The organism is Massilia sp. PAMC28688 (assembly GCF_019443445.1).
In the GTDB taxonomy this organism is placed as follows: Bacteria; Pseudomonadota; Gammaproteobacteria; order Burkholderiales; family Burkholderiaceae_D; genus Telluria_A.
Genome location: NZ_CP080378.1, coordinates 4,020,202 through 4,042,423, shown reverse-complemented (window position 1 = coordinate 4,042,423; position 22,222 = coordinate 4,020,202). Strand labels below are relative to the sequence as shown.

The 22,222-nt window shown below is 64.8% G+C and carries 17 protein-coding genes; 13 read left to right on the top strand and 4 right to left on the bottom strand.

Annotation, left to right across the window (positions count from 1 at the left end):
• Positions 1-51: 51 nt before the first annotated feature.
• The 11 genes from KY495_RS18200 to KY495_RS18150 all read left to right on the top strand — a co-directional run bounded on the left by KY495_RS18200 (position 52) and on the right by KY495_RS18150 (position 15,027).
• On the top strand, positions 52-2,823 hold the full coding sequence (locus tag KY495_RS18200; protein WP_219880766.1) for a response regulator: 2,772 nt from the start codon (positions 52-54) through the stop codon (positions 2,821-2,823).
• 149 nt (positions 2,824-2,972) lie between these two features.
• Complete coding sequence (locus tag KY495_RS18195; protein WP_219880765.1) at positions 2,973-3,197, top strand: hypothetical protein; 225 nt, start codon at positions 2,973-2,975, stop codon at positions 3,195-3,197.
• A gap of 99 nt (positions 3,198-3,296) precedes the next feature.
• Positions 3,297-3,659, top strand: coding sequence for a hypothetical protein (locus KY495_RS18190; protein WP_219880764.1), 363 nt, complete (start codon positions 3,297-3,299; stop codon positions 3,657-3,659).
• A 400-nt stretch (positions 3,660-4,059) separates the two neighbouring features.
• On the top strand, positions 4,060-5,145 hold the full coding sequence (locus KY495_RS18185) for an SGNH/GDSL hydrolase family protein (RefSeq protein ID WP_219880763.1): 1,086 nt from the start codon (positions 4,060-4,062) through the stop codon (positions 5,143-5,145).
• An 18-nt stretch (positions 5,146-5,163) separates the two neighbouring features.
• On the top strand, positions 5,164-5,823 hold the full coding sequence (locus KY495_RS18180) for a hypothetical protein (protein WP_229518355.1): 660 nt from the start codon (positions 5,164-5,166) through the stop codon (positions 5,821-5,823).
• Between the two features lie 5 nt (positions 5,824-5,828).
• A complete protein-coding gene (lnt, locus tag KY495_RS18175; RefSeq protein ID WP_219880762.1) occupies positions 5,829-8,279 on the top strand; it encodes an apolipoprotein N-acyltransferase in 2,451 nt (816 codons plus the stop codon).
• Positions 8,280-8,584: 305 nt separating this feature from the next.
• Positions 8,585-10,900, top strand: coding sequence for a glucosylglycerol-phosphate synthase (ggpS, locus tag KY495_RS18170; RefSeq protein ID WP_229518354.1), 2,316 nt, complete (start codon positions 8,585-8,587; stop codon positions 10,898-10,900).
• The gene (locus tag KY495_RS18165) at positions 10,900-11,775 is read left to right on the top strand and encodes a carbohydrate kinase family protein (RefSeq protein WP_219884307.1); all 876 of its coding nucleotides are present in this window, start codon (positions 10,900-10,902) and stop codon (positions 11,773-11,775) included. Before ggpS ends, KY495_RS18165 begins: the two co-directional genes overlap by 1 nt.
• Positions 11,763-13,043 (top strand): hypothetical protein, encoded by a 1,281-nt coding sequence (locus KY495_RS18160; RefSeq protein WP_219880761.1) that lies wholly within the window; start codon positions 11,763-11,765, stop codon positions 13,041-13,043. Before KY495_RS18165 ends, KY495_RS18160 begins: the two co-directional genes overlap by 13 nt.
• Complete coding sequence (locus KY495_RS18155; RefSeq protein WP_219880760.1) at positions 13,040-13,903, top strand: PIG-L deacetylase family protein; 864 nt, start codon at positions 13,040-13,042, stop codon at positions 13,901-13,903. The genes KY495_RS18160 and KY495_RS18155 overlap by 4 nt, the downstream gene beginning before the upstream one ends.
• Complete coding sequence (locus tag KY495_RS18150) at positions 13,903-15,027, top strand: mechanosensitive ion channel family protein (RefSeq protein ID WP_219880759.1); 1,125 nt, start codon at positions 13,903-13,905, stop codon at positions 15,025-15,027. Before KY495_RS18155 ends, KY495_RS18150 begins: the two co-directional genes overlap by 1 nt.
• Before the next feature lie 94 nt (positions 15,028-15,121).
• On the opposite strand, the gene pal is transcribed toward KY495_RS18150, so the two are convergent.
• On the bottom strand, positions 15,122-15,634 hold the full coding sequence (gene pal / locus KY495_RS18145) for a peptidoglycan-associated lipoprotein Pal (protein ID WP_219880758.1): 513 nt from the start codon (positions 15,632-15,634) through the stop codon (positions 15,122-15,124).
• Between the two features lie 1,068 nt (positions 15,635-16,702).
• On the opposite strand from pal, the gene KY495_RS18140 reads away from it, so the two are divergent.
• Both KY495_RS18140 and KY495_RS18135 read left to right on the top strand, forming a co-directional pair.
• Entirely contained in the window at positions 16,703-17,335 is a 633-nt protein-coding gene (locus tag KY495_RS18140; RefSeq protein ID WP_219880757.1) for a hypothetical protein, read from the top strand.
• Between the two features lie 583 nt (positions 17,336-17,918).
• Entirely contained in the window at positions 17,919-18,731 is an 813-nt protein-coding gene (locus KY495_RS18135) for a DUF4019 domain-containing protein (RefSeq protein WP_219880756.1), read from the top strand.
• Positions 18,732-18,886: 155 nt separating this feature from the next.
• On the opposite strand, the gene KY495_RS18130 is transcribed toward KY495_RS18135, so the two are convergent.
• From KY495_RS18130 to istA, 3 genes are all read right to left on the bottom strand, one after another.
• The gene (locus tag KY495_RS18130) at positions 18,887-19,591 is read right to left on the bottom strand and encodes a hypothetical protein (protein ID WP_219880731.1); all 705 of its coding nucleotides are present in this window, start codon (positions 19,589-19,591) and stop codon (positions 18,887-18,889) included.
• A 148-nt stretch (positions 19,592-19,739) separates the two neighbouring features.
• Positions 19,740-20,516, bottom strand: coding sequence for an IS21-like element helper ATPase IstB (gene istB, locus KY495_RS18125; protein ID WP_219884141.1), 777 nt, complete (start codon positions 20,514-20,516; stop codon positions 19,740-19,742).
• A 2-nt stretch (positions 20,517-20,518) separates the two neighbouring features.
• Positions 20,519-22,132 (bottom strand): IS21 family transposase, encoded by a 1,614-nt coding sequence (istA, locus tag KY495_RS18120; RefSeq protein WP_219880755.1) that lies wholly within the window; start codon positions 22,130-22,132, stop codon positions 20,519-20,521.
• Between the last annotated feature and the right edge of the window lie 90 nt (positions 22,133-22,222).

Here is a 22,222-nt window from a genome sequence, read left to right as displayed (position 1 = left end):
CGTCCAACCCCATTAGCCAGGTATTCACCGCACCTGCCCTAGAAAGTGCGCATGCAGCAAACCCAGGTATTGATCGTCGATGACGAACCGGCCAATCTTCTTGCCCTGGAAGTGATGCTGGCACCGCTCGGCTGCCGTGTGGTGCGCGCCAACTCGGGGCGCGAAGCGCTGCGCCACCTGCTCCACAGCGAGTTTGCCGTGGTGCTGATGGACTTGCAGATGCCGACCATGGATGGCATGGAAGTGGCCGAACTGATCCGCGAGCGGCGGCGCTCGCGCAGCCTGCCCATCATTTTCGTGACGGCGTCCGATCCCCGTGAATTCCCGATCGAAAAGGCGTACGCCGTGGGGGCCGTGGATTATCTGTCCAAGCCCATCAATCCCATCATCCTGGTTTCGAAGGTGCGCTTCTTTGTCGAGCTGCACGTCAAGAACCGCCAGATCGAAGAAATGCAGCAAGCCCTGCATGCGGCCCAGATCAAGGCCAGCAACGAGCGCACCCGCCTGATCCTGGAAAACGCCAAGGAGTATGCCTTCATTGAAATGACGCCCGAAGGCCTGGTGACGGACTGGAGCGGCGCGGCGGCCCGCATCACGGGCTGGGAAGCGGGCGAGATTTGCGGCCAGGACATTGCGCTCCTGTTTAGCGAAGAAGACCGGGCCGCCGGCCAGCCGGCGCTGGAACGGGCCATGGCCCTGGCCACCGGCCGCGCCCCGGACCGGCGCTGGCACCAGCGCCAGGATGGCAAGCGCTTTTACGCCGACGGCGTGACCATTGCCGTGCGCGACGATGCCGGCGCCGCGCAGTCGCTGGTGAAGATTTTCAGCGACGCCACCGCGCGCATGCTGGGCGAAATCGAGCGCGAACGCCTGCTCAAGGAGTCCGAGGTGCTCAGCTCGCGCCTGCAGAGCATTTTCCACCAGGCTCCGGCCTTCATGTGCACGCTCCAGGGACCGGACCATGTGTTCGAGATGGCCAACGAGCGCTATTACCAGCTGATCGGCAAGAGTGCGGCCATCCTCGGCCGCCCGGTGCGCGAGGTGCTGCCCGAAGTGGCTTCTCAGGGCTTCATCGCGCTGCTCGACAATGTGTTTCGCACCGGCCAGTCTTACGTCGGCAACAGCGTGCCGGTATCGGTGCGCCAAAGCGATGGCAGGTTTGACGAGCGCCTGCTCGATTTTGTCTACGTGGCGCTGCGCAATACCGATGGCGAGATCAGCGGCATCATGGTCCATGGCATCGACATTACCGAACGCAAGCGCTACGAGGAAGCGGCGCGCTTGTCGGATGAGCGCTATCGCCAGCTGATCGCGTCCATGGATGAAGGCTACTGCCTGATCGAGATCCTGTACGATGCCAACGACCAGGCGGCCGACTACCGCTTCATCGAAGTCAATCCCGTGTTTTCCAAGCAGACGGGCCTGGGCCAGGATGCGGTGGGCAAGACGATTTACGAACTGGTGCCCGAGCTTGACCACGGCTGGGTGGAACGCTACGCCCGGGTCGCCGAAAGCGGCGAGGCGATACGCTTCGTGGAGGAAGCGCGCGCCATGGGTCGCTGGTTCGACGTGTATGCCACGCGCCTGGGTGAGCCGGGCAGCCGCATCGTGGCCCTGCTGTTTTCCGACATCACCGCGCGTCGCAAGGCTGACGAAGACCTGCGCCGCCTGGCAGCCGAACTGTCGGAAGCGAGCCGGCGCAAGAGCGAATTCCTGGCGGTGCTGGCGCACGAGCTGCGCAACCCGCTGGCGCCGATCCGCAGCGGCCTGGAAGTGATCCGCCTCAGTGCGGAAAATCCGGCCACGGTGCTGCGCGTGTCGGACATGATGCGGCGCCAGGTCAGCCACATGGTGCACCTGATCGATGACCTGCTGGACGTGGCGCGCATCACCAGCGGCAAGATCGAATTGAAGAAGGACACGGTGCGCCTGCAGGATGTGCTCACCACCGCCATCGAGGCAAGCATGCCGCTCATGACCAGCAGCCGCCACCGCCTGCAGGCCAGCCTGCCTGAAGAAGACCTGCTGATTTATGCCGACCCGGTGCGCATTGCCCAGGTGGCGGGCAACCTCCTGACCAATGCCGCCAAGTACACGCCCGAAGGCGGCGAGATTGCCATCTCGGCCAGGCGCGATGGCGACGCGGTGTGCATTACCGTCACCGACAATGGCGTGGGCATCCCCGAAGAAGCCTTGCCGTCGGTATTTGACATGTTCAGCCAGGTCAGCCGCAACCTGGGCCGTGCCCAGGGCGGACTGGGCATCGGCCTGTCGATCGTGCGCCAGCTGGCCGAGCTGCACGGTGGCCGGGTGCAGGCCCGCAGCGCCGGCAAGGACCTGGGCACGGCCTTCGAGATCACGCTGCCGCTCGCTGCCGGCGCCGCTGCGGCCCCGGCCCCGACCCAGGGCTGCGCCGACGAGGGCCCGGGGCACTGCTTCGAGATCCTGGTGGCCGACGACAATATCGACGCGGCCGACATCCTGGCCACCTTGCTCGAGCTGCGCGGCCACAGCGTGACGGTGGTGCATGACGGCCATGCCGCCCTCACCCGGGCCATTGCCCAGCGCCCCGACATCGCCTTCCTCGACATCGGCATGCCCGGCCTGACGGGCCTGGAAGTGGCGCGCGAGATGCGCGGCGTACCGGCGCTGGCGGACGTGCGCCTGGTTGCCCTGACGGGCTGGGGATCGGAAGAAGACCGCGCCCGCACGCGCGAGGCCGGCTTTGACCACCATCTGACCAAGCCTACCCAGCTCTCGGCCGTGGACGATATCTTGCGCCTGGCCGCGGCTGCACTGCCGGCAGGGGCCACCAGTCACTGATGCGGCGCCCCCGGCCATGTCAGGCGTGCCTGCAGTATCGGCCATAAGTGAGGTGTCCAACACTGCCAAGGCCTGCCTGCCTGCATAATCGGGACTCGTACTGATACGGGCGCGCCGGTTGCCGGGCCGCGTTCAGATTGCACAAGCCTATGAATCGCAGAACTGATCAAAAGACGGCCGAACTGGTGGATATTGCAGTGCTGACCCGGGCCGCTTTCCAGCAACATGCCGCCCAGCGCTACGCCGGCGAGGCGGGGCTGCCGGACAGTCTCACCCAGGAAATATTTTCCCGCCCGCCAGGCAAGATCCGCAAGCCATCGGCCGCCGTCTACGATGGCGCCATCCCGGACCGGCGGCGCGCCGCGCGCGGTTAAACGCGAACTTTATTGCCGTTGCGTCAAGGGGGTGCGGGAATCAGAATGCAAGGCGTCAACGGCATACAGCCGCATGCGCCAACTTTGAAAGGAACCATCATGAACCAGCAACTCGTCCTCGACGGCCGCACTGCCGACGCCAAGAATACCGCCCGCCTGCTGTATCTGGTGCACGCGGTCACTTTCTTCTTTTCATTGGGCCTGCTGTCGATCATTCCGGTCATTATCAACTACAGCAAGCGCGCGGAGACCGAGGGCACCATGGTGCACAGCCATCACACCTGGATGATCCGCTCGTTCTGGTGGTATGTGGTGTGGATGGTGGTGGTCGGCGTCCTGTTTTTGACCTTCATCGGCATTCCGATCGCGCTGGCGGTGTGGGGCATTGTCTGGCTGTGGAAGGCTTACCGTTTGATTCGCGGCTTCGTGGACCTCAACGCCAACAGTCCCATGCCGGTATGAGCTGCCAGGCGCCCTTGCCGGCATGACAAGGCTTTGCAGCAGCCCGGCTTGATCACCTGACAAGCCTGGGCCGGCCTGCGGCCCGTCACCGCAACCGCCTCCGCGTTTTGCTCCTTTGCTGTTCAATATCAAGCACTTGGCGCCCACGCCGGTCGCAGCGACAGGCGTGATGGCCGCTTGCGCCCATGGTTTCCTGTCCCACCCCATGCTACCTGATTGGCGCAGCCAGGCCCGGCCGCGCGCGGCAACCATACAACAGTTTTGCAATTTTTAAACGTTTTTCCCTGAACACGAATGCAACATTAGCATTGTTTTTCAGATTGAAATACATTGGCTGAGCAGTACGGTTTCGCAGAAACCGGGATCACCACAACAGCCAATTACAATCAGGAGACACTACATGAGCATTCGCTTTCGTCGTTCCTTGTCTGTTCTGCTACCGGCCCTGGCCCTGCTCGCGCAGGCACCGGCAGGGGCCAGCACCCTCAATCAAAACGCTTCCTGGACCATCGACCGCGCCAGCACCAGCACGCGCTACCGCACGGTGGCCTATGGCGACTCCATCTACGCCGGCTATAACGGTTCCGTCACCAGCGCCGCCAAGTATGCCGCCCCCGTGGTCAACGCCGAATACCTCTCGGCCCAGTGGGGCACCGACGTGGAAAGCGTGCGCCGCACCAAGTCCGGGGCCGTTGCCGCCGATGTGTACGACAACAAGATCGTGGCCGAGCGCGCGTACATGCAGGCCAGTAATACCCGGGTGGTGACCTTTGAAATGTGCGGCAATGACGGCCTGCAGGCCCGCTCGGCGTTCAAGAAGCAGACCGGGACCTGCGACTACAGCGGCCTGACGGCGGCCGAAAACAGCTGCAAGCGCTACGTGACGGCGGCCATGGATTTCATCAACGCCAACGCCTATCCGGGCGTCAAGCTCAAAGTCATTTCCAATCTTCACTATCCCGGCTATGCCACGGACAATGTGCAAAGCTCCTGCCGCGACGCCGGCACTGGCGCCACCGTCAAGATGCAGGACAAGTTCCTGCCGGCGCTGGCGCGCATGAACTTCATGATGTGCGATGTGGCGCGCCAAAAAGGCTTCCAGTGCGCCGACAACTTTGCCCAGTACATGGCGGCTGACTATGACAGCAACGGCGACGGACGCATTGATTCGGACGCCCTGCGCTACGTGGCCGGTGAAACCGAGGCGAGCTACGTGGCGCGCATTACCGCCACCTTGCGCGGCACGCTGCGCGACGCCAACACGCACTTTGTGTCGGCCAGCAGCAGCTATGACTACATCCAGTCCGACGATACCCACCCGACCTACAATGGCAGTACCATCAGGGCTGGCCTGTTTGGATCGTCCAGCGGCAGCGGAGCGGCGCGCTACAGCACCATCAGCGGCGGCAAGAATCCGATCTGGAACCAGTTCGGTCATGAGCGCATCGGCTGGGCCGTGTCCACCTTCAACCCGGCGGCGCCATAAAGTCAGGGGAAGCGCTTTTTGAACACGCCACCTCGCAAGCAAGCGGCCAGTTCCGGCAACGGAGCCGGCCGCCCTTCCCGCGCCCGCCTGGCCATTGCCATCGTGCTGGCACTGGCCGGCGCGGCGGGCTTATGGCTGCTGTGGGCGCCCACGCTGCGCGCGCCGGAACTGGCCGCGGCACCGCCGCCGGCGCCGGCCCCTGCTCCCGAGCCCTACCTGCCGCAGTCTGCCGGCCAGCCGCCGAGCCAGCAGCCGGGCGCGCTGCCGGTGCTGCCTGAAGGCGACGCCGACCCGACGCGCGACCTGAGCAGTTACCTGGCTCGCGGCGAGCGGCCCACCATGGCGCAGGTCATCGACGGCTTGCACCAGCGCGGGATTCATTCGGGCCTGGGCGCCTTTCTGCCGCCGGGCACCAGTCCGCCGCTGGTGGGCCTGGCCGTGCCGGAAGACTTCGCGCTGCCCAAGGGCTATGTCCGCCATCACCAGGCAACCGACGATGGCCAGCGCATCGAAGCGATCCTGATGTTCGCGCCCGACTTCCAGCTGACCGGCCCCAACGGGCAACCCCTTGCCATGCCGGCCAACCGCGTGGTGCCGCCGGAACTGGCCCCGCCCGGGCTGCCGATCCGGCGCATCGTCATCCCGCCACCAAACGACCCCAACAATCCAAGCCGCTGAATCCCATGCTTCCATTTTCGAACCCGGCCGTGCGCGCAGGCGCGGCCATTGCCGCCAGCGCCGTCCTGGCTGCCCTCTATGTCCGCGGTGGATGGGTCTTCGGCTTCGTCTTTCTGGTGCCGTGGCTGCGCAATCTGGATACCTGCCCGAGCGTCGCTGGCGCCCTGCTGCGCGCCTGGGCCATGGCGGTGGCCTTTACCGGCGCCGGCTTTGCCTGGTTCGGCATGGCCATTGGCGACTACGCCCAGATCGGCACGGGGGCCGGGCTGGGCCTGCTGCTGCTGGCAGCGCCCCTGTTCCAGCCACAGTTCCTGGCCTATGCGCTGGTGCGCCACGCAACCTTGCGCCAGCACGGCGCAGCGCTGGCGGCGCTGGCGGCAGCGGCGGCCTGGGTTGGGCTGGAGTGGCTGGTGCCCAAGCTGCTGGGCGACACGCTGGGCTACGGCCTGCATCCGGCCCGCCTGCTGCGCCAGGGAGCGGACCTGGGCGGGCCCGCCGGCCTGACCTTGCTGCTCCTTTTGGCCAATGAAGCGCTGGCAGCGGCGCTGGCGCGCCGCAGGCAGGGCCTGCGTGCCAGCGCCCGCCCGCTGGCACTGGCCGGCGCGGTGCCGCTGCTGCTGGCCGGGTATGGCGCGCTGGTGCTGGCCGGCATGCCGTCAAGCGACGCCAAGCCGCTGCGCGTGGGCCTGATTCAGGCCAATATCGTCAACTACGAACGCCAGCGCCAGGAAAAAGGCAGCTATGCCGTGGTGCGCGAGGTGCTCGGCACGCATTTGGCCATGAGCTATGACGCCGTCGAGCGCCAGGGGGCCGACGCGGTGCTGTGGTCCGAAACCGTCTATCCCACCACCTTCGGCCAGCCCCGCAGCGAAGCGGGAGCCGCGTTTGACCGCGCCATCCTGGACGCTGTCAGCGCCGCCGGCGTGCCCTTTGTCTTTGGCACCTATGACCGCGACAGCGCCGGGGAATACAACGCCGCCGCCTTTGTCCAGCCCGGCACTGGACTGGTGGGCTTTTACCGCAAGACCAGATTATTCCCCCTGACCGAATACGTTCCCCGCTGGCTCGACAGCGCGCAGCTGCGGCGCACCCTGCCATGGACCGGCAACTGGCAAAGCGGCAATGGCGCGCGCGTGTTTCCCCTGCTGCTCAAGGATGGGCGCGAGATTCCCGTGCTGCCTTTGATCTGTTTTGACGATGTCGACAGCACGCTGGCCATCAATGGCGCACGCCTGGGCGCGCAGGCCATCCTGACCATGTCCAACGATTCCTGGTTCACGGCAGGCACACTGGGCGCGCAGCTGCACCAGAGCGCGGCGGCCTTTCGCAGCATTGAAACGCGCCTGCCCCAGTTCCGCGTCACCACCAGCGGCTACAGTGCCGTCATCGATGCCAGCGGCAGCGTCCTGGCCGGCAGCCGCATGGGGGAACGCACACTGGTCATTGGCGACGTGGCGCCGCGCAAGCCGGCGATGACGCTCGTGATGCGCTGGGGTGACTGGGTGGGACGCGCGGCGATGGTCTTCCTGGCCGCGCTCGGTGCCTGGTCGGCCCTGCGCCGGTGGCGCCCGCGCAGCAGCGCCGGGCCCGAGCTGGCCATGGACGGGCCGCTGCAGGTGGCGCTGCTCACTCCGGCGGCGCGCGCCATTGCCGGCCTGCTACGGGCCGTGGCCGGCGCCGGCCTGGCCTATCTGTGCGTGGCCCTGCTGCAGAACGAGGCACTGCGCCTGAACACGCTGGCGCAGGCGCGCATGTTTGCCACCTTCATCCTCGCCCCGCTGGCCGCGTCGTGGTGCGTGCTGTACCTGTTCGCGGCTCGCGCGGCGATCGACAACGGGCAGGTCGTGGTCACGCGCGGGCGCGCGCGCGAGACACTGGCGCTGGCCGATATCGCCGCCGTGCAGCTGTGGCGCCTGCTCCTGCCCTGCCCGGGCCTGTCGCTGCACCTGGCGTCGGGCCGGCGCTGGCACTATGGTCTGGCCACGGCCCACCCCCAGCTGCTGGCGGCGGCCCTGGCCCGGGCGGGCTGCCCCACGGTGGGCGCGCGCACCCCGGCCCGGGTGCTGATCGATGCCTATGTGCATGCCAGCGTGGCGGTGCGGCGCTCGCGCCTGGACCATCCGCTGGTCCGGTATGCACTGCTGTCGCTGGCGCTGGCCATTCCCGCCTTCCACCTGCAGCAGCACATCGCCTATGGCGGCGCGTTCGGCGAGTACTACACCTTCGGCCTGCGCGCTTACCTGAGCGCGTTTGCCATCTGGTGGGCCGCGTGGGCCATCGGCGTGGCCCTGTGCGATGCCGCCCTGCGCCTGGCGGTGGCGGCAGCGACCCTGGTGGCCGCGGCCGTGCGGCCCGGGCGCGCCATTGCCATCCGGCGCGCGCTGCACCATGCCAGCCATGCCCTGCTGTTCCTGGGCATGCCCGCCTGGCTGCTCATGCGGGTATACGGCAGCTAGCCAGAGGGCTTCCGATTGCCTGGCCGCGCCCCCCGGCGCCGACCGGAAGCCGCGCACGCTAAGACAACGCTAATTTTTCTTTGTTACGCTGGGCCATGTGCTGTCGAGTCAGGCAAAGTTTGCCAGTAACAACACAAGACAGCCCTATGCACCTGGATCTCGCGGCGTGCCGCCTCTGCGCGGCCCGCTCATAGGTGCCCATTCCGCCCAGCCGGATACCACGTGCCGCCCATTGCCTGCAGGTACGGCGACGCTTGCCGCCGTTCCCCGCACGCGCACCGCCCACAAAATAAGGATCATCCGCCATGACAGTGATACAAAGGGATTGCTGGAACCATACCAGCGCCGTTGCCCCGCTCAGCAAATTGATACTCGCCACTGACCTCGATGGAACCTTGCTCGCAGGCACCCACGACAGCCGGCGCCGGATCCGCGATTTGTTCAGCGACGCCCAGTCCGGCGCCAGGATCGTGTTCGTCACCGGGCGCAGCCTCGAATCGATCATGCCGCTGCTCAGTGACCCTACCATTCCCCGCCCTCACTACATCATTGCCGACGTCGGCGCCACCGTGGTCCACGCCGACCTGCGCCCGGTGGAACCGATCCAGCACGACATTGCCGCGCGCTGGCCCGGCTCGCAAGCCGTGCTGCGCGCCCTGGCCGGGTTTTCCCTGCAGCGCCAGAGCGTGCCGCAGGAGCGCCGCTGTTCCTTCATCGTGACCGAAGGCGGCATTACGCCGGCCCTGCGCCAGGCCGTGGCCGACCTGGGCTGCGACCTGCTGTTTTCCGCCGGCCGCTACCTCGACGTGCTGCCGCGCGGCGTGGGCAAGGGCTCGGCCCTGCTGGCGCTGGCCGAGGCCGAGGGCATCGACCCGGCCGATATCGTCACGGCCGGCGACACCTTGAATGACTTGTCCATGCTGCACGGGCCCTTCCGTGGCATTGTCGTGGGCGGCGCCGAGCCGGCCCTGGTCGACGCCGTGCGGCGCCGTCCGCGCGTGCACATCGCCAGCGAAGAAGGCTGCGGCGGCATCCTGCAGGGCCTGGTGTACCACCGCAAGCTGGCCGAACAGACTCCGCTCGAAGAGCTGGCTGTTGCCGTGCGCGGCGACGCCGACCTGGTGATGGTCTACCACCGCCTGCCGTTTGATGAAATCATCGAAGATGGCGTGTGCCACCAGCGCGCCCCCAAGAGCCCGAATGGCATCATTCCCACCTTGCTGCGCTCGTTTGCCGGCGCGCGCAAGGGAAGCTGGGTGGCCTGGTCGCAGCAGGAAAGCCGCGATCCGGAAGGCTTCGTGCAGCACGTGCAGGTCGACAGCGGACGCTATCCCAACCTGCACGCGGCCCGCATTGCCCTCACCGCCGAAGACGTGGACCTGTTCTACAAGAAGTTTTCCAAGGAAGCATTCTGGCCCATCATTTTCTCCTTCCCCGACCGCGCCGAATTCAAGCAGGCCCAGTGGGAGCGATTCCTCGAAGTCAACCGGCTCTTTGCCGAGCAGACTGCGCTGGAAGCGGCCGAAGGGGCACTGGTCTGGATCCATGACTACAACCTGTGGATGGTGCCGGGCTACCTGCGGCGCCTGCGCCCGGACCTGCGGCTGGCCTTTTTCCATCACACGGCGTTCCCGTCGAGTGACATCTTCAATATCCTGCCATGGCGCCGCGACATCATCGGCAGCCTGCTCCAGTGCGACTACGTGGGCTTTCATATACCCCGCTATGTCGAGAACTTTGTCGATGCGGTGCGCTCCTTTGCCCCGGTCGAGGTACTGTCCAGCGAGCGCTGCGCCCCGCGCTTTCTCACCTATGGCTGCGCGCTCGGGGTCGATACCGTGACCACCGCCATCAAGGTCGGCGACCGCGAGCTCGGCGTGGGCGCCCATCCGGTGGGCACCGATGTCGACCTGATCGCGCAGCTGGCCGCATCGGCGCCGGTGGCCAGCAAGACCGCCAGCATCGAGCGCTACCTCAATGGCGTGACCGGGATCATTTCCATCGAGCGCCTGGACTACGTGAAAGGGTCGCTGGAAAAGCTGGCCGCGTTTGAAAAACTGCTGGAAGAGCATCCCGAATACCTGGGCAAGGTCACCCTGATCAACATCATCACGCCGGCCGCGCCGGGGATGGAAATCTACGAGAGCCTGCGCCTGGAAGTGGACCGCATCGTGGGGCGCATCAATGGCCGCTTCTGTACCCTGGAATGGGTGCCGGTGCGCTATTTTTACCGCTCGCTGCCGTTCGAGGATGTCATTGCCCATTACGCCGCCTGCGACGTGGCGTGGATCACGCCGCTGCGCGATGGCCTGAACCTCGTGGCCAAGGAATTCATCGCCACCAAAAAAGCGCTGTCGCGTTCGGGCGTCCTGATCCTGTCCGAGTTCGCCGGCGCCGCGGTCGACCTGCATGGCGCCGTGCTGACCAATCCCTACGACACCAACTCCATGATCGCCTCCCTCAACAAGGCGCTGACCATGGGGGCCGACGAGCGGGCCTACCGCACCACCCGCATGGCGGCCATCATCACCGAGCATGACGTGGCGCGCTGGGCAAGCGACTTCGAACAGGCCGCGCGCCGCATCCCGGTGCCGCCGCCGGTGCTCGACCAGGCCGCGTGATGGAGCTGCTCGTGGCGGGCATGGCCTACCTGGACGTGTTCGTGCCGCGCGCGGCCGCGCCGGCCGGTGGCGAAGAGGTCTTCGTCGATGCGTTGACGCTCAGCTTTGGCGGGGCGGCCAACAATGCCAGCGTGGCCGCGGCCCTGGGCCTGGAGGTGGGGCTGTGCGCGCCCGCCGGCCAGGGCATGGCCGACCTGGCGCTGGGCGCCCTGGCCGCGCGCCTGGGCTTTACGCTCCTGCCCTGGCCGGCGCCCGACAATCCGGCCGTGTCGCTGGTATTGACCGATGCCGGCGAGCGCGCCTTTGTCAGTGCCGCCCGGTTCGAGGTGCTTGACCGCGTCACTACCCTGCCGGCGGCAAAGTGGATTCTGGTGCCAGGGCTGGAAGAAGCGCAGCGCCTGGCCGCGCCGCTGGCCCGGGCCCGTGCCGCCGGCACCCGCGTGGCCGTGAGCGCCAGCTGGCGCCCGGAGCGCCTGGCCGAGCTGGCCCACCTGCGGGGGCAGCCGTGGGACCTGCTGGTGCTCAACCAGAAAGAAGCGGCCACCGCCTGCGCCGACCTGTACGACGCGCCGCACCTGCTGGGCGGGGCCGCGCACTCGGTGGTGGTCACGCTGGGTGCGGCCGGCGCCTTTGGCGTGCTCGAAGGCGAAGCCGTGACGGCCGAAGCGGGCGTGGTGCCGATCATCGACAGTACCGGGGCCGGCGACGCCTTTTGCACCGCCGTGCTGGCGGCACTGATCCGCGGCCAGCGCCCGGCCCAGGCGCTTGCCTTTGGCAATTGCGCCGCCGCCCACATGATCCAGCAACAGGGCGGGCTGCTGCATGAAGCAGCGCGCATTGCCAAGCTTATTGAGGAGATTCCATGGAAACGTTGACCATCTTGGGCGGCGGCAGTGCCTATACCCCGGGACTGGTGCAGTCGCTCATCCGCCAGAGCAGCTCGCTGGCCCTGCGCACCGTGCGCCTGTATGACATTGATACCGAACGCCTGGCCCTGGTCACGCGCCTGTGCGCAGGCATGGCGCGCAGCGAAGGCGCCGCCTTCGTGGTCGAATCGGCAGCCACCCTCGAGGACGCCGTGCGCGGCGCCGACCTGGTGCTCAATTCCACCCGCCCGGGGGGGCTGGCGGCGCGCCGCGTGGACGAAACCCTGGCCCTGGAATTTGACATACCGGGCCAGGAAACCGTGGGCCCGGGCGGCTTTTTCTATGCCCTGCGCTCGGTGCCCGAAGCGCTGGCCGTGGCCGACGCCATGGCCGAACTGGCGCCCGGCGCCATCTTGCTCAACTACACCAACCCCAGCAACATCGTGACCCAGGCCCTGGTCAACCATGGCAAGGTGCAGGTGATCGGCATGTGCGACCAGTCCGACGAAGACCTCGAAGCCCTGGGTCAGGCGCTGGGCCACCCCGGGGTGCCGGAATCGCGCTGCGTGGGCTTGAACCACGCCACCTGGTACAGCGACCTGGCGTTTGACGGCGTGCCGCTGCAGGAATTGCCCGATACGCTCAGCGCGCCCGAAGAATTCGATGAAGAGCACCAGCTGCGTTTCAATTTCAGCCTGGAGCTGGCACGCGCCGAAGCCAATGGCTGCTGGCCCAATTCTTACCTGCCCTACTACCTCTACCCCCAGGCCTTCGTGGAGCAGGCGCGCCGGGTGGGCCCGCGCAGCGATGTGGTGGCAGCCTCCCTGCCGCGCTACTATGCGCATTTTGCCGAGCAGGCCGACCAGGAAACGCCGCAGCTGCGCCTGTTTCGCGGCGGCGGCGGCTTTGGCGACATGGCCGCCCATGTGATCGGCGCACTGTGCTCGGACCATCCGCACGAACTGGTGCTCAACCTGCCCAACTGCGGCGCCACCGCCTGGTTTGCCGACGACACCGTGATTGAAACCCATGCCCGCGTCTCGCGCCATGGGATTGAACGCATGATCGCGCCGGCGCTGCCGGAATCGTTCTGCGCGCTGGCAGTGCGGCTGGAACACTATCAGCGCCTGGCGGCGCGGGCCGCGGCCGGCTGCGCCACGGTGCCCCGGGTGGCGGCACTGGCGGCCAATCCGCTGGTGGGCGACGTGACGGTGGCCGCGCGCATGCTCGATGCGGCGCGCAGCCGCTATGGCGACATGATCAGGTGGCCCGCATGACGGCGGCCAGCCTGCTCGAGCTGATCGATTTCGACGCCTACGAGCGGGTCGTGATCCTCTCGCCCCACCTGGACGACGCCGCGCTCAGCTGCGGCGGCCTGCTGCACGCCCTGCAGGGTGTGCCGACACTGGTGGTCACGCTATGCAGCGGCAACCCGCCACCCCTGCTCTCGGCCGACGGCACGCGCCGCCTGCCGCCGCGCCGGGGCCATGTCAGCCCGCGCATCCGGCGCGCCGAAGACATCGCCGCCATGCACTCGATCGATGCCGCCTTCGTGCATCTGAGTTTTCCGGATGCGATCTACCGGCGCAGCCTGCGCACCGACAAGCTCATCTACCGCAGCGCGCGCGAGCGCTGGGTGGCGCCGCATGCCGACGACAATGCGTACGTGGAAGAGCTGCACCAGCTGCTGCGCCGCATCTGCCTGGACCTGGGGCCGATCCTGCTGGTCAGCCCGCTTGGCATCGGCGACCATGTCGACCATCAGATCACGGCGCGGGTGGCGCTGCGCCTGGCTGCCGCCGGCGCCAGCCTCCTGTTCTATGAAGACTTTCCCTACGTGGCCAACCCGGACAGCGGGCGCGGCGGGGGCGACAACCCGGCCGCGGCCCTGGCGCGTTTGCAGCTCGAGCCGGGCCAGCGCTTCTTTGTGCCGGTCGACGTCGAAGGCAAGATGCGCCTGCTGCGCCACTACGTCTCGCAGGTGCCGGTCCTGTTTGGCAGCGACGACGGCATGCGCGAGGCCATCGAACGGGCCCAGTACGATGGCCGCCCGTGCGAAATGTTCTGGCGGGCCACCGCGCCCGGTGCGGCGCGCGCGCCCCGCAGCCCGGCCCGTCCTGTCAGGAAGGACAGTTGATGCACTATTATTTTCTCGGTAACGATATCCGGGCCTGGAGCATGGCCCTGGGCGCGGCCCTGGCCGCCTGGCTGCTGGCCATGCTGGTCAAGAAGGTGGCCGTGCGCGCCCTGTCCACCCTGGCCGGGCGCACCAGCACCTACCTCGACGACATCGCGGTGGCGGTGGTGGAATCGACCGGCAAGCTGTTCCTGACGGCAGTGGCCCTGTATGCCGGCGCCCAGATGCTGGTGCTCACGCCGGGCGCGGCCCTGCTGGTACAACGCTGCGCGATGGTGGGCCTGTTCCTGCAGGTGGCGCTGTGGGGCGACCTGAGCGTCAAGGAATGGCTCAAGCGCTACCGCATGCGCCATGTGGGCGAGGACGTGGCCAACACCACCTCGACCGCGGCGCTGGGCTTTGTGGTGCGGGCCGCCATCTGGCTCGTAATATTGCTGATGGTGCTTGACAACTTTGGCGTCAACATCACGACGCTCGTAGCCAGCCTCGGCATCGGCGGCATTGCGGTGGCGCTGGCCCTGCAAAATATCCTGGGCGACCTGTTTTCTTCGCTCTCGATCGTGCTCGACAAGCCGTTCATGGTGGGTGACTTCATTACCGTCGACGGCGTGTCAGGCACGGTCGAGTATGTCGGCCTGAAGACCACCCGCCTGCGCGGCCTGGGCGGGGAACAGATCATCTTTTCCAATAGTGACCTGCTCAAGGCGCGCATCCATAATTACAAGCGCATGCAGACCCGCCGCATTGCCTTTACCGTGGGCGTGACATACGAGACCGACATCGGCAAGCTGCGCGCCTTGCCGGAAGTGATCGGCGAGATCATTGGCCAGCTTGGGCAGGCACGGTTTGACCGCGCCCACCTGAAGGGCTTTGGCGCGTCCTCGCTGGATTACGAGGTGGTGTACTACGTCAACAGTGCCGACTACCAGGTGTACATGGACCTTCAGCAAGCAATCAACCTGGCGCTGATCGAGTACTTCGCCGGCCACGGCCTCGACTTTGCCTACCCGACGCAGACACTGCACCATGTGCGGCCCGCGCGCACCCCGGGCACCGCGTCCGAGGCCGACAAGTCCGAACCGGCCCCGCCACCGGCCCGCAGCATGCATTCCGTGCCGCGCTGAGCAGGCACCGCATGCCGGCGCAAGATGGCACAAGGCCCGCGCTGGTGAGACGCGGGCCTTGTGCCATGCCGGTCAAGCGCCGGCGCCGGCTGCATCAATAGACGATATCGGCGCGGCGGTTCTTGGCCCAGACTTCCTCGCCACTGCCGGTTGCGGCCGGCTTGCTTTCACCCATCGAGACTGCCTCCATCTGGGCCGGGGCGACGCCGAGCGCTAGCAGCGACTGGCGCACGGCTTCGGCCCGCTTCTGGCCCAGTGCCAGGTTGTACTCGGTGCCGCCGCGTTCATCGGTATGGCCCTGGATCACCACGCGCCGGCCCTTGTTGGCGCTCAGATAGTTGCCATGGTTGCTGACGACGCTGCGGCCCGCATCCTGCACCACATAGCTGTCATAGTCAAAATACACACTGCGTTTGGCCAGCACGCCCTGGGGGTCGGCCAGCGGATCGACCGCCCCGGCCGCAACCGGCGCCGCCACCCCGGCCTGGGGTGCCGGGGCCGGCGCTGCCGCGGCTGGTGCCGGTGCAGGATCGTTGAGTTTCACAGGCGAACTGCAGGCGGCCAGTGCCAGCGCCGTCATCACACATCCGAGAATTTTTGCATCCATGGTAGACCTCTTGTTGGTATCGTTATTGAGCCACAGGCCGGCCCCGGATCGTTGCAGCGCATGCGATCCGGGTAGCCGGTACTGTCAAGATAATAAGAGTTCTTACTTAGCAAATACTTAGAGCGCCTAACAGAACCCATTCGCAATGCAGGATGTTTCCACTTGACAAGGTGTTATCATCGCTTGTCGGGCAGCGTCCGGCCCTGGTAACAAACTTTCGCATGGGCGCGGCGCCCATCGAAAAAATCTCCTGGTGGACAACCAATCCGGTAGCCTTGGCGCATTGACCGTTCGCTTTCGGGCAAGAGCTGCTATTCCCTACCTCCGAGAACGCTATGCTTCAGTACACTATTGATGACCCGATCGCGCTCCCGCTGCAGTCCTGCGTCGAGGTCACAATCGTGTTTCCCACTGAGAGGCGTTGGCTATTCTTTGTAACCCCTGATCTGCTCAGTCGAGTGGGTAACTTCGCCCATGGAAGTTCGGCCAGAGTACATCTTGGAGAACTCCATATGATCGTGGTAAGTGAGCTGAGCGCCGGAGTTGTCGACTCGGTACTTCGCGACTTACATCAGGCGGGCGAGCTGGAGCGTCGCACCTTGCCGCTATCACCGGACGCCTAGGCATCATAGTGCCGGCCTAGGCCATGAGCAGCGTTGACGAGAAGTTGAATAGGCTGAGGTGTTTACCAGGAGATCCACATGAAGTCGCCAACCGGTCAACAAGCTTACCTCGCCATGCTTGCGTTTTTGGCGGAAGATCGGAAGCTTGCTGGGTCTGATGAGATCGGTGGCCTGTTAGGGGGAATGTCACTGGTCCCCGATGGGGCCCCGCAGACCCGGCGGTAAAGGAACAATGGGATTAGCCGTTCAGGCTAACTTGCTGGAGACGTAGACGCAGGTATGAGATTGACGCGTGTCGCCAGCGACGCACCGGAATAGATTGCGTCCGCTTTTGGGGCGAAGGCGGACCATCGGTTGCTGTGTTGTCGCGCTGGACGGTGATGCTTTCGCGGTGCGGCGCAATGCGAGAGTAACGCGGCGTCCTTCTTAAACTATGGAGTACCACATGCAAGCTTTACTGGATTTACTTGCTGAGAATGATGATGACGGTTGGATCCGAATCGTTGACGCCAGCTGGTTCGACGATGACCTCAAATTAGAGGTGATAATCCACCTTGATGGCGACCGGCCCGCCGAGTCATGGGAAATCGAGTGCACCGGCGTCGTCGAGGAATTGATATGCTCGGATGGAGCGGCAGGGCTGTCGCTGTCGGCAGAGGCGCCGTGTCTGAAGTGGTTCCTAGAACCTGAGGTGAGCATCACGTTTTCTGATAACGACATGTCGCCTGAAGCACTACTCGCGCTTGTAACTTCATGCTGTTACGCGGTCATGGGCGACTTGGATTGCCTGGAGCGGGGATTGAATGGCGCACCCTCCTTGGACGGGATCGTGAGATCGCGCTATGGCCTGCTGGGGCGCTTCCCGGCCACACTGGCGGCGCGGATCGGTGACAGCTTGAAAGATCGACCGATTCGTGCAGGCATGCTGCCGGGACGCTTGCCGCAGCGCTGGGATGGGATTGCGCATGCGAATTATCCGCCTCTGCAGGTGCTGGAGCTGGGGCGTAGCTACGTCATCGGCCAGCAGTTTCACGCGCAGCGTGCCTTGGGCGTAGAAGAAAATCGATGCTTCGTCTAATTGACGACGCAGGGTAACGAAGGTCAACTTAGGCGCGACAGAAACCCGTCGAGGCCGTCTAGTATTTTTCCTTCTTGGCAACTGATATCATGTGCCAAAGGCCGAGATCAGCCAGAAGCAGACACTCGTATTTTCTAACAGGAATTGCGTATCCATTGGCGCCCATGCATAAAATACCCAAACCCATGCAAGAACAGGAGTACAACGCTACCTTTCGACCACCTATGTGCGATGTCACGGGTAGCGCGGCGGAGATCGTGGACTTATGGGGCTATGCGGACCCCATCATTGACGCCGAATACCACAACTGCCCTGCATGGGAGTGGCGGGTAGCGCACATCTATGAGACGAGCGATCAGCAATATCAGCATATCGGGATTCCAGTCCCAAGGGACAATACCTATCTAACTGTTGTTGTCGGCGTCCCAGACAGGAGAATCGTTGGTCATTACCTTCTTGACCTCGGCGCGCTTTACGAATTGCCAGAATCGCGCACCAAATAGATCGCCTGAAGTGCGGCTCTGGGGCGGTAGCAGCCGACCGTGACGGTCGGCGACTTGTTAGATAATCGAGGGTTCAATAAATGAAAATTGCGAGATCGGTCGTCATGGTATTGGCCACCTCTGCCATCCCAGGAGCAGTTTGCGCACGGGCAGAACAAAAGGCAGTAATCGCACCGTCAGCGATTGATGTCCAGCCTAAAGGTGACGTCGGCTTTCTTCTAACTTTGAAGAGCTACCGCAGTGGCACTGTGACTGCCGGACAGGAAGAGCTAATGGCGAAAGCTGCCGCCCTGTGCGCGCCGAAGCGCGCATCTTTCGGTAGGTATGCCTTTGACCTGCAAGAACCGGTCTCGGGAGCGAAAGGTAAGCCGACCATACTCGTGCTGCGGCAGGACGTTGAGTGCGGCCTTCCCCCATCTGCAGTCCCGTCGACAAGTACTCAAGCCAGCTCATCGAACGTTGCAACGCCAGAGCAGGTAAGACGCGTAGAACAGCAAACACAGCTGTACTTCGACGCTAAGGATCACGGTCGCCACTCCGGCGCTTATGACTTGATGTCTCCCAGTATGAGACAGAGCATATCCTTTTCGACATGGAGGGACAGGGCGGCAGCCTTTAACGTCAAGGCCGGCCCGGTCAGGCAGCGCGTGATTTCCAATGTGACTTGGTACCGAGATCCGCCACAAGTTCCGCCGGGTCTGTATGCCGCAGTAGATTTCACGAGTAAATTTGCCGAGATTGACCTTCATTGTGGATTTCTTGCTTGGCATGAGCAGTCAGATGGGAAGTTCGTACTCGTCCGCGAAGAGGAGAATTACTTGGATAGGAAAACTATGCAAAGTCTGACGCCAGCAGACCTAGCAAAAATTGAACGAGGGTTTAGGTGCAAGTAGTTGTAGTGACCTGCATTTGAAACGCGCCCGACCAGCATTCCAGCCGATTTTCGGCCAGGAATAACTGCGACTCACGCCCCCATCAAACCAGCATTAGCTGCAAATGAACCTGCATTTATCCGCGCCGACCTGCATTTCATCGTCGCGAACCAGCATTATCTGCAACTGACCAGGATGTTCAACACCGCCTTGCTATCGGCCTCGATTTCGGCCAGCACACCCAGCCAGTGGCCGATTACGCGCTTGACGCTCGCCGCTGGCTGGGTGTCGCGCCAGACCGTAAGGATGCGCTGGTAGCCGACCAGATCGGCCCGCTGCACGCAATACGCCGTCGTCATCTGAGTTGCCTCGATGTCGGTGAATGCTCCAGGGGTGCGGCTGGCCTGCTCCAGCATTCCGACCTGGGCGGCAGTGTTGCTCTGGATGCTCCGCAGGTGCTCGATAATGAGCGGCAATCCGGTCGGATTCGGCCAGGCAAGGATTTCGATTTCCTCGGCCGTGCCGGTGCCGGTTGCGATCATCAATACATCGTGGACGCCCGCTCCGATCAAGTCCGCCTTTGGGATATTCGTATGCGTCCACGGAAACAGCTCCTGTTTCTGTGCGACCAGCATGCGCAGGTCCTGCTTGAATCCCTGTTCCAGACCGGGAGGCGGTGCCTCCTGGTTGTCGGCCTCGACCATTTGCCAAATCCGCTCGATGTGGTCCTCCTGCTCGTCGCTAGGAAACAGGCTGATGTTCCACGCCAGGCAGCAGCTCATGACCGCCTTCTTCCGCGCTTCCAGCTCTTCCACGAACAGGACGTGCGGCAGCATGAAGGACGAATAGCAGGACGCGACCGTAAATTGTTTGAATTTCATGGGCAGAATCAGATGGGCAGGCCAGCGGCAAGCATCCGGTCACGCAGCTCCCCCGTTGGCCAGGTTAAATTCCCCCACCTTTGGCCAGGTCAAACTCCCCCAGGCAGGACAGTCCGGATTGTAGTCCATGTTCCTGCCGGCAGCTTTGTCAGTCCTGCTTAACGTCGGCAGACGTCAAGCGCGTCAGCCGTGACGCTGCCTCCTTCAGCCGGTAGCTTTTCCCCTCGAACTCAAGGATGTGCGCCCGATGCATGAGCCGGTCAAGGATGGTGGTGGCCATGGTGTTGTCGCCGAGGTACTTGCCCCAGTCCTGCACGACCCGGTTGGAGGTGACCACGATGCTGCGCTTGAGCTTGTAGCGCTGGTGCACCAGCGTCTGTAGCAGCTCGCCGGCCTTGTCGCTGATGCGGCGCGCGAGGAACAGATCGTCCAGCACCAGCAGGTCGGCGTCTACCAGGGTGCGTAACTGCTGCCGCTGCTCGTCCTCGCTCCCGAGCGCGTAGGCGGCGAACGCGCCATCGGCCTCCAGGTAGCGCACGTTGTGCCCTTGCAGCGTGCCCTGGTAGGCCACCGCCTTGGCGATGTGGCTCTTGCCCGTACCCGGTCGGCCGATGATCAGCGCGTTCTGCCCCTCGGCGACGAACTTGAGTGTGTGCAGATCGAAGCACGCAGCCCTTGGCACCTTGGGGTTGAAGCGCCAGTCGAAGTCAGCCAGCGACATGCGCTCATCGAGCCCGCTCTGCTTGTAACGCCGCTCCATCAGGTGCGAGCGGCGCCGGTCAAGTTCGTCCTGCAAGATCAGCGCGAAGGTGTCGAGGAAGGGCTCCTGGGTAGCCTGTGCCTGCAGGATGCGGGTGTCAAGCGTGGCGCGGATGCCGGACAGGCGCAGCTCGCGCAGGGCGCGTTCGATTTCGTTCATGCTCATGCTCATGGTGTCTCCTTGGTCGTATCAATGGCGGCGCTGGCGGTGGCCGCGCGCGCAAACAGGTCGGCGTAGTCCTCACCTTCGCCGATCAGTGGATGGTGCTGTTCCAGATCCAGCTCGGCCTGCAGTGGCGCGTCAATCTCGGCCAGCGCCTTCGCCAGCAGGCGTTCGGTGAGGTTCTTGATCGACTTGTAGTTGCGTACGTTCTCCTGCAGGGCCTGAGCGCACGCCTGATCGATCAGGCGGCGCGGGAAGCGCTTGGCCAAGCCCACCACGCCGCGCAGCTTGCGCTGGCCCACCCTGCCTTCATGCTCGAACCATTGCTGGCACAGCGCCAACGTGGCGTCGCCGATGTCGCCGGCCTGCGCCAGGATGCGGCGCGTCTCGCGCGAGGGGTTGAAGGGCCGCTCGTCGTCGGGCAGCAGCACGCTGCCAGGGCGCTGAGCGCGCGGGTGCGTGCGCAGCAGGGCCAGCGTGAGGCGGTCGCGGATCTCGACGTGGCGCTCGAACAGGCGCACCAGCACCCGGCTGCCGATCTTCGCCGGGCGTGCCGCGTAGCTGCTATGGTCGATGCGGATGCAAGTGTCGTCGGCGACGGTGCGTTCGCATTCGGTGAAGTAGCCGAAGCCCTGCAGCGGCAACGCACCGAGGTGGGCGCGCTCCTCCTGGAACATGGCCTCGACCTGTCGCCTGGCACTGCCATGGATGCGCGGCGCGGCCCACTTGGTTTCCCACTGTTCCAGGAACGTGTTCTGCTCGTCGATGGTCTCGAAGCGCCGGCCCTTGAGCGCGGTGCTCTGGGTATGCTGGATCGCGTTCTCGACCGTCCCCTTGCGGTTGGGATCGCGCACCCTGGCAGGGTCGGCGACGACGCCGTAGTAGGCCAGCACGTCCCTGTAGACGGGGTTCAGTTCCGGTTCGTACAGATCGGGCTTGATGACGCCTTCCTTGAGGTTGTCGAGTACGACGTAAGCGGTGGTCCCACCGAAGTACCGAAAGGCCTGCTCGTGCAGCTGAGCCCAGGTCTCCTTCGACGAGTTCCAGACCACGCGGCGGAAGCTGCGCCGCGAGTAGCGCAAGGTCATGACGAACAGGCGCGGCCGGCGGTAACGGTCACTGCCGGGGATGCGCGTCAGTGCGCCCTCACCGTAGTCGACCTGGGCCTCCTCGCCGGGCCCGAACTCAAGCCGGTCGAACTGCTCCGGCTCGCGCTGCACCAGCCGGCCGGCGAAGCGCTTGACGCTGTTGTAGCGGCCCGTAAAACCGAACTGGTCGACCAGGTCCTGGTAGATCGACGTGTAGTTGCGGCGCAGGCGTAGCTGGGCCTCGATGAAGACGCGGTGTGGTTCGCACAGCGATTGCGGTCCGCTGTCGATTGCCGGTGGCCGGGGTGGGGGAATTTCAACGCCAGAGCCGGTGGCCGGGGTGGAGGAATTCGGTGCAGCTGCGCCGGTGGCCAGGGTGGGGGAATTTGGCTCTGGTCCCGTGCGGTCCAATGCCAGGCGGCGGATTGTTTTACGGTCTACCCCGGTGAGCCGCGCTATCTCGCGCTGACTAGTGCCGGTGGCCAACAGCGTGGCCACTGTGGTTCGTTTGTTTGGTTTCAAGACGTTCACCCTCCATGCCCCCTTCGATGGTCGAAGGGGTAAGATTACGTCCTGCCAGCGGGATTGCTCTCCGACGACCAGGCGCCGGCTTTACGGCGG

Excerpts from the sequence above, each read along its gene's own strand:
- KY495_RS18135 (WP_219880756.1), top strand. The coding sequence starts at position 17,919 with ATGAAAATTGCGAGATCGGTCGTCATGGTATTGGCCACCTCTGCCATC.
- KY495_RS18155 (WP_219880760.1), top strand. The coding sequence starts at position 13,040 with ATGACGGCGGCCAGCCTGCTCGAGCTGATCGATTTCGACGCCTACGAG.
- KY495_RS18160 (WP_219880761.1), top strand. The coding sequence starts at position 11,763 with ATGGAAACGTTGACCATCTTGGGCGGCGGCAGTGCCTATACCCCGGGA.
- KY495_RS18185 (WP_219880763.1), top strand. The coding sequence starts at position 4,060 with ATGAGCATTCGCTTTCGTCGTTCCTTGTCTGTTCTGCTACCGGCCCTG.
- KY495_RS18190 (WP_219880764.1), top strand. The coding sequence starts at position 3,297 with ATGAACCAGCAACTCGTCCTCGACGGCCGCACTGCCGACGCCAAGAAT.
- KY495_RS18200 (WP_219880766.1), top strand. The coding sequence starts at position 52 with ATGCAGCAAACCCAGGTATTGATCGTCGATGACGAACCGGCCAATCTT.
- KY495_RS18195 (WP_219880765.1), top strand. The coding sequence starts at position 2,973 with ATGAATCGCAGAACTGATCAAAAGACGGCCGAACTGGTGGATATTGCA.
- ggpS (WP_229518354.1), top strand. The coding sequence starts at position 8,585 with ATGACAGTGATACAAAGGGATTGCTGGAACCATACCAGCGCCGTTGCC.
- istB (WP_219884141.1), bottom strand. The coding sequence starts at position 20,516 with ATGAGCATGAACGAAATCGAACGCGCCCTGCGCGAGCTGCGCCTGTCC.
- pal (WP_219880758.1), bottom strand. The coding sequence starts at position 15,634 with ATGGATGCAAAAATTCTCGGATGTGTGATGACGGCGCTGGCACTGGCC.
- KY495_RS18130 (WP_219880731.1), bottom strand. The coding sequence starts at position 19,591 with ATGAAATTCAAACAATTTACGGTCGCGTCCTGCTATTCGTCCTTCATG.
- lnt (WP_219880762.1), top strand. The coding sequence starts at position 5,829 with ATGCTTCCATTTTCGAACCCGGCCGTGCGCGCAGGCGCGGCCATTGCC.
- KY495_RS18165 (WP_219884307.1), top strand. The coding sequence starts at position 10,900 with ATGGAGCTGCTCGTGGCGGGCATGGCCTACCTGGACGTGTTCGTGCCG.
- KY495_RS18140 (WP_219880757.1), top strand. The coding sequence starts at position 16,703 with ATGCAAGCTTTACTGGATTTACTTGCTGAGAATGATGATGACGGTTGG.
- KY495_RS18150 (WP_219880759.1), top strand. The coding sequence starts at position 13,903 with ATGCACTATTATTTTCTCGGTAACGATATCCGGGCCTGGAGCATGGCC.